Source organism: Lachnotalea sp. AF33-28 (assembly GCF_003477885.1).
Classification (GTDB): domain Bacteria; phylum Bacillota; class Clostridia; order Lachnospirales; family Lachnospiraceae; genus AF33-28.
On sequence record NZ_QUEE01000019.1, the window covers coordinates 123243 to 131071 of the forward strand.

Below are 7829 nucleotides of genomic sequence, written 5' to 3' on the forward strand. Positions count from 1 at the left end.
TAGGAATTTCAACCTGTATTCTGTCAGGAGTTTTCCTGTAGATATGCATCGAATTCATCCATATTCATCAGCACCCGCCTGGGCTTGGTGCCCTCTTCTTCACCGACAACGCCGGCCTCAGAGAGCTGATCCATGATCCTGGCCGCCCGGTTGAAGCCGATCTTAAACATCCTCTGCAGCATGCCGATGGAAGCCTTCTCCTTTTCGATGATGAACTTGCCGGCCTGCACAAAATATTCGTCACGCTCCGGACCGTTCCCCGCCATGCTCTCCCCGCCGGGAAGACTGCTAAGGCTCATCTGCGACTCAACCTGCACATCGTACTGGGCCCCGTCCGTCTGCTTGGATAAAAATTCCACCACCTTGGAGACCTCTCCGTCCGAGATGAACGCGCCCTGAACGCGGACGGGCTTCTGATAGCCGGACGGATAAAAGAGCATATCCCCTTTTCCCAGCAGCTTTTCCGCGCCGTTCATATCGATGATCGTGCGGGAATCCACGCCGGAGGACACGGAGAAGGCGATTCTGGACGGCACATTGGCCTTGATCAGTCCGGTGATGACATTGACGGACGGCCTCTGCGTGGCCAGCACCAGATGAAGGCCCGCCGCACGGGCCATCTGAGCGAGGCGGCAGATCGCATCTTCCACCTCTCCGGGCGCCACCATCATCAGATCCGCCAGCTCGTCCACAATGATGACAATCTGGGGCAGGGGCTGCACCTCTTCCCCTTCTTTGGCATTCTGTTTAATTTTTTCATTATATCCCTTGAGGTCACGGACATTCAGATCCGCAAATTTCTTATAGCGGTCCGTCATCTCCGCCACGGCCCAGTTTAACGCCCCCGCCGCCTTTTTCGGATCCGTCACCACCGGTATCATCAGATGGGGGATTCCGTTGTACACGCTAAGCTCCACCACCTTGGGATCCACCATGATCACCTTAACTTCTTCCGGTTTGGCTTTGTAGATGATGCTCATGATCAGCGTATTGATGCAGACCGATTTACCGGATCCGGTCGCGCCGGCGATCAGAAGGTGGGGCATCTTCGCCAGGTCCGTCACCACGATCTGGCCGCCGATATCGCGTCCCACGGCAAAGGCCAGTTTGGAGGGATGCCGTTTAAACACATCCGACTCCACCAGTTCGCGGAAAAACACAGTTACATTTTCCTTATTGGGCACTTCGATTCCAACGGCCGCCTTGCCGGGAATCGGCGCCTCGATGCGGATATCCGCCGCCGCCAGATTCAGCTTGATATCATCGGACAAAGACACAATCTTGCTGACCTTCACCCCCTGCTCCGGCTGCAGCTCGTACCTGGTTACCGCGGGTCCGCAGCTTATATTAGTCACCGTCACGCCCACTCCGAAATTGCGAAGCGTCTGCTGCAGCTTAATGGCGGTTTCCCTAAGCTCACGGTCATTGCCCGCTCTGCCGGACTTGCCGCTGCTGTTTAGCAGGCGGATAGGAGGAAATACATATTCACGTTTGATCTTGGGCTTTGGCTGCTGATACGGCTGCACGGGCTGCTCCGCCGGATACGTGCCGTCCGCAGACGGCATCACATATGGTTCTTTATCCGGGACTTTCGCCCTCACCGGCTCCGGCTCATATTCGCCTTTGGCATGATATTCGGATTCTATGGATTCGGAAAAACCGCTTCCCTCTCCCACTTCCGCCACCAGATCTTCCGGCTTTACCTCCACCTCAATCACTTTGCCGGAAGCGGTTGTGACCGTCTTGGTATCGTAGAGAGCCGCCGCGGATTTTCTATGGATCATTGGCCTTTCCTGTTCCGTCGGGCTTTCCTGTGTATGTACATCCGCCTCTTCCTCCGCCGCAAAAGCAGGCGCATAAGAGTGCTCCTCTTCCTGCTCATGCGGAAAATACTTCTGTCTTTCCAGCGCGCTGACCGCAATAGGCTCCGCATCCGCTCCTGCGTGAGGAAATGAAAAACGACCTTCTTCCTTACCGATCATGCTGTGAAGCGTATCAATGGCCTGCAGTTCACTCAAGGTGCGCCGGTCCTTCTCAAGCACAATGGCATCCCCATTCTCCATCCCCAGCGCGGCATTCATATCGGACAGAATATCATTCGTTTTCTCTCCTGCCTCATCTGCAGGGTCATCCAGCGGAAAGTTGATGCTGCCGGTAAAGATATCGGCCTGAAACGACTCCTCGCTCCCCATTTCCTTCATATCACTCTTAGGCTGGGCGCTGTCCTTTAATTTCGTATTGCCTATGGCCACGCCGCTGATTTTCTGGTCCATACGGCGCCGTTTTTCTTCCCGTTTTTCCTCCCTGCGCTCATCATAAGCCGCTTTTCTGCGCACCACATCCTCTTTCGCGGTCGTATAGATCTTTGTGCTGCCGGAACGGATGGGCTTTAGTATGGACCTCTCCGTGATGAACACCAGCCCCATCAAAGTCAGCACAATTAAAATCACATAGCTGCCCAGGATTCCGAAATTAGGCCTTAAAGTCCGAATCAGAAAACCGCCGACAGCACCTCCGTTAAAGCCTGTGCTTCCGGCCTTATAGTATTCAGCTGCTGCGAGTATCTCATCGTATTCCTTAGTGCTTAAAAGCTGGCTGATGCCGCAGAGCAGAATAAACACAAAAGCTGTTGTAACCAGCTTTGCCATTGCCAGCGTATTTCCTTTGTTAGAGATTAAGAACAGTACAGCGATGAACAGATAGATCGGGAACAGATATCCGAGGGCTCCGAAGACTCCCAAAATAACGGATCGGATGCTCTCCCCCGCACTCCCGCACAAATGCAGGTTACTTAGAAAAAGAAGAACTGAGACAGCGAATACGGTCAGTACCAGTATCTCTTTCGGAATAAAGCTTTCCATCGTCTCTTTCTTCTTTTTGGAACCGGATTTGGCAGAACTGCGTTTTTTGCCGGTTGTCCTTCCTGCTGTCTTCTTTTTGGGTGCTGCCACAGCAATTCCTCCATCCTTTTTCAAATTCACATCTTTACATTATAAACCATTTTGGATTGATAAGCAATCGCCCGTTTCAAAAGCCGCCATTAGTTTCTGGCTTAGAATGCCGTACTGGTCCTGCATCTCCTGATAGGTCTGAAGGATCGGGGCCGTTATCTCCTGTACGGTATCCATGATGGATTGAAAGTTATCGGTGATCAGCGCCACTATATCCCGGTCGATGAGCCCTTTCTGTGCCATCCCCGTTATGATGTTTACAGTCTTTTCCTGTGAATATGCGTCTTTATAGCTTCTGGTTCCGGTTAGAGCGCTGACGATGTCCGCAACAGCCACAATCCGCTGTTTCTTATCCAGCTCCGCACCCGTTAATCCTTTCGGATATCCGGAACCGTCCAGTTTTTCATGATGGCGCAGCGCGATTTCCCGCACCGTTTCCGAAACGCTGTCTCCAAGTATATGTTCGGTGAGGTCCACATGCGTCCGCATCACGGACATGGCCTGCGGACTCAATTTGCCGGGGAATTCAAGAATCTCCACCGGTATGCCTATTTTGCCCATATCATGGAGCATAGCGCCGCACAAAACGTCATTGACCTCATCTTTACTGCAGAGCAGTTTCGCAAGCTCCACGCTGATCATAGTGGTAGTGATGGTATGTGTGACCGTATGCGGGCTTCGAAAATCGATCGCATATATCAGCATCCTTAAAAGCGCGTCCTTTTCTTCCTCGCAGAAAGGCATCGCCTCAAGCATTTCATCAAAGTGCTGATCCAGATCCTCACTTGTCCTTAAAGATCCGGACCGTTTATCGCCGACACCCAATACCGAGGAAAAATCAGCTTTATGAAAAAGTTCCAGCACCTCATCCGAATACCTAAGACCCTTCTGTTTTTTAAGGTATCTGCGCAGCTCATCCCAGTCCGGTTTCCTTTTACTGTTGTCATAGTAAATATCAATCCGGTCCGCCAGGTTGATGATCTGCGCCATCTGCTTAAGCCGCTTGGACAGGCCCGGCAGACTGCGAAGCGACATCCAGGGCGTATGGTGGAACAGCACTGCAGCCGCCATTCCGTTAAAAGGTGTAAAATAGTGAAAAAACAGATATCCATAGATGGAATGATTCCACATATTTACCGTTTCAAATTCTACCATTTTATCGATTTCTTCCGTCTTATAAGCTCCGATATCGTGCAGCGCAGCTAAAATCAGCAGATTGCGCCGCTCCTGATCCGTATATGTAGTGTCCGCCTTAAGCAGAATGGATACTAAATATGCCACCCGGGCACCGTGGTCGATCAGACGCGGATCCACCAGATTAAACGCGCGCCTGGCGATATTTACGAGATCTTTGTTGCTCACGGACAAAGTGTAATTATACATTAAAAAGTTCTCCTATTCCTCCATCTTGTATAATATTGTTGCACAAATGTCGCAATTAATCAATGGCAACCTGAAAAAAGACGCCCGCCCGGTGGTAAGGTTCAAAAGCCGATAAAGCAGCGCATGACAGGGCCAGCTATACTCTTCATAGGGATCCCGCAAAGCCCGTCGGTACTGATGCTGTGATTTTTACAGCATCAGTACCATTGCGCGCTTCACGGAACGGGAGCGTGTCAATCATTCTTTTTCTTCTTCTCTTTTATCAGTTCATACAGTTTGTCAAATGCGTCCCTGATGCCGCCCACTTCATCTATAATCCCTTCTTTTACCGCTTCTTCACCGATCAGTATGGAGCCCATATCTTTTGCGAGAACGCCCGTATTCAGCATCAGCTCCTTGATGCGCTCCTCTTTCGCCCGGCAGTGGCCGGCCAGAAAGCCGGTGATGCGGTCCTGGATCTTTTCAAAGTATTCATAGGTCTGCGGCACTCCCAGTATGGTTCCGTTCATCCGGACCGGATGGATGATCATGGTGCCGGTGGGAACAATAAAGGAATAGTCGGTAGATACCGCCAGAGGGCCCCCGATGGAATGGCTGCCGCCGAGCACCAGGGATACGGTAGGCTTGCTTAAAGATGCGATCATCTCCGCTATGGCGAGCCCTGCATCCACATCCCCGCCGGTTGTATTCAGTAAGATCAGAAGCCCCTCCACTTCTTCGCTGTCTTCGATGGCGGCAAGCTGTGGCAAAACATGGTCATATTTCGTGGTTTTACTGTTGCCGGGCAGGTTCTCATGGCCTTCGATCTCCCCGATCACCGAGAGAAGATGAATCTTGTGCTTATTGCCGTGATTCTCCAGCGTGACCTGTCCGTATTCGCTGATCTTTTCGTCCTGCAGCTTTTCGTTTTCTTTCTGGGTGTTTTCTTTTTCCTCCTGCTTGCCGTCCTGACTGTCATCCTTTGCCTGTTGAACCGTATCTTGTTTCATATCCGCTTCCATATTCATTACTTCCTTTCCTCAAACTGAATATAGTATGCGGATATTTAATTTTCCTTATACCTTGTTATCGATGCAGTGCACTGCAATTAAGGATTGACATATATCTCCGATGTACTGAAAGCCGCCAACGGCTGGAACCTGAATACCACCTATACGCTGATCAAAAGTAGCAGATCGAGAAACTGAAACTGCTTGTCCGGGACCTGGAATGAGGTGGTGAATTATAAGTTTATTGCAGATGAGCGTTTCCGGTGCGGTTCTGATATCAGTGACCGCAGCGCTCTGCGCCGGATTTACTGTCTTATCCTATCTGCGCTGCTGCACTGAATATCAAACCGCTCTGCCCGTACGCAACAGTTTCACCGATCAGTGGCTAAAGGAGCATGTACGGAAGCGTCCTGTGCAGATCCGATCTTCCTGAAAGCTACGGGATGCCGTTTTTCTTCACCGTTGAAAACGGCATCGTTATAGATGTTTTAGAGAAGCCGATGGCTTAACCGGCAAAAAAGGCTGGAAAGTCTCTCTATTTAAGACTTCCCGGCCTTTCTCTTATGTGCGCCCGGCGGCGCACGTTTCTAACGGGTGAAAGTCCCGAATCCGCCCGGCAGTGGGAAGGATATAGCCGAAAGCAAGGGTGTCCATCGTGAGGTGGAATCTGAAGGAAGCTGGATATGGGGAACATACTAACCCATGGGCAAATCTCTGGTCTGACGAACAGAAATCACATCAGGCTATGCATGAGGGTAAGACTGCATAACAAGTTGAAGCCCAATAACTGCACGGAATCATGTATAGTAAATGTGGCAGATAGATGGAGAGAAAGAAACGTGTGGTACCCGGGGAGGCCTGCGTGGAATGCTCTGAAAGGAGTAACCATCGTGCAAGGAAACGAGGCGGTGCTGAACATGCAGAAGTCAGCAGAGGTCATATTAGCCGATAGGTGAAGGACCGAATCAATAGGAGTCTTTAGTACAACCGGGAAAGGAGGAAGGGCAAATGGATGCAGAAAACAGAGAAAGCTGCTTGCAAAAGGATAGTGCGGAACATGAAGGATATGTGAGAGCGCATCGCTCCTTCAACCAGATATGGAAGGAAAGAGACAGTGCACAGCCGGAACTTTTGGAGAAGATACTGTACAAGGATAACCTGAACAGGGCTTTTAAGAGAGTAAAGGCAAACAAAGGAGCGCCGGGAATTGACGGGATAACCGTCGATGAAATCGGAGCATACCTTCGGGATAATCAGAAAGCCATAATCGAGAGAATATATAGGGGAAAGTATACCCCAGACCCGGTAAGGCGAGTAGAAATCCCGAAGCCAGACGGTGGAATACGAAAGCTTGGTATTCCAACAGTCAAAGACCGTATTTTCCAACAAGCCATTACACAACAGCTCATGCCAATCTATGAGCCGATATTCTCGGACAACAGTTACGGCTACCGTCCGGGGAGAAGTGCAAAAGACGCTATCGCAAAGGTAAAAGAGTATGCAGAACAGGGATATACCCATGCAGTGTCATTGGATTTATCAAAGTATTTCGATACCTTGGACCATGAGATGCTTTTGAATATCCTGCGCAGGAATGTGAAGGACGAACGAGTAATCCAGTGGATAAAAAGATACCTGAAAAGTGGAGTGATGGAAAATGGTGTAGTTATGGAAACAGAGGAAGGTTCGCCACAGGGAGGAAACATATCTCCATTGTTAGCGAATATCTATCTGAATGAGTTCGACCAGGAGTTTGAGAAGAGAAAAGTGGCATTTGTTCGATATGCAGATGATATCGTAATACTGGCAAAGAGCGGCAGAGCCGCAAAGAGACTACTGGAAACAAGCACGAGATATCTGGAAGAGAAACTGAAACTAAAGGTGAATCAGAAGAAAAGTCGTGTGGTAAGAGTGTTTGCAATCCGAAATTTTAAATTTCTTGGCTTTACATTGGGAAAGAACGGAAAGGGCATTTATGTCCGGGTTCATGCGAAGACATGGAAGAAAATGAAGTCAAAGCTGAAAGAACTTAGTTCCCGAAGATTCGTTCAGAGTATACGCCCTGCACTGGAGAAGATAAAGGAGTATATGCGAGGATGGCTGAATTATTATGGGATTGCGGAGATGAAGAACAGGATAGAAGAACTCAATTCATGGCTATATCACAGAATCCGTATGTGTATCTGGAAGCAATGGAAGCTACCGAAAACCAAGAAGAAAAATCTGATAAAACTTGGAATACCCGAATACTTTGCCCATCAAGCGGCAAACAGTCGCAGAAAACACTGGTACGTGTCGGGGATGGGTGCGGTCAACAGAGCATTAACAAAACAAAGACTGATAAACAGTGGCTTTTATGATTTAGCCACAGCCTATCAGTCTGTGCACGTCAACTATTGAAACCGCCGTGTACCGAACGGTACGCACGGTGGTGTGAGAGGACGGCGGTTAATCAGGGAGTGTAAAATAAAGTGTGTAAGTTACCGGTAACCAAACTTACGCACTT

At 49.6% G+C, this 7829-nt stretch carries 4 protein-coding genes; 1 reads left to right on the forward strand and 3 read right to left on the reverse strand.

What is annotated here, in order from left to right; translation table 11 throughout:
- Positions 1–23: 23 nt before the first annotated feature.
- The 3 genes from DWZ56_RS20785 to DWZ56_RS20795 all read right to left on the reverse strand — a co-directional run bounded on the left by DWZ56_RS20785 (position 24) and on the right by DWZ56_RS20795 (position 5335).
- The gene (locus tag DWZ56_RS20785) at positions 24–2951 is read right to left on the reverse strand and encodes an FtsK/SpoIIIE family DNA translocase (RefSeq protein ID WP_243095404.1); all 2928 of its coding nucleotides are present in this window, start codon (positions 2949–2951) and stop codon (positions 24–26) included.
- A gap of 39 nt (positions 2952–2990) precedes the next feature.
- A complete protein-coding gene (locus DWZ56_RS20790; protein WP_118558522.1) occupies positions 2991–4334 on the reverse strand; it encodes an HD domain-containing phosphohydrolase in 1344 nt (447 codons plus the stop codon).
- Between the two features lie 233 nt (positions 4335–4567).
- Positions 4568–5335, reverse strand: coding sequence for a ClpP family protease (locus DWZ56_RS20795; protein ID WP_243095406.1), 768 nt, complete (start codon positions 5333–5335; stop codon positions 4568–4570).
- Positions 5336–6331: 996 nt separating this feature from the next.
- Here DWZ56_RS20795 and ltrA point away from each other — a divergent pair.
- Complete coding sequence (gene ltrA, locus DWZ56_RS20810) at positions 6332–7723, forward strand: group II intron reverse transcriptase/maturase (RefSeq protein ID WP_118558524.1); 1392 nt, start codon at positions 6332–6334, stop codon at positions 7721–7723.
- Positions 7724–7829 lie beyond the last annotated feature (106 nt).

Coding starts and splice junctions, on each gene's coding strand:
- DWZ56_RS20790 (WP_118558522.1), bottom strand. CDS start 4,334: ATGTATAATTACACTTTGTCCGTGAGCAACAAAGATCTCGTAAATATC.
- DWZ56_RS20795 (WP_243095406.1), bottom strand. CDS start 5,335: ATGGAAGCGGATATGAAACAAGATACGGTTCAACAGGCAAAGGATGAC.
- ltrA (WP_118558524.1), top strand. CDS start 6,332: ATGGATGCAGAAAACAGAGAAAGCTGCTTGCAAAAGGATAGTGCGGAA.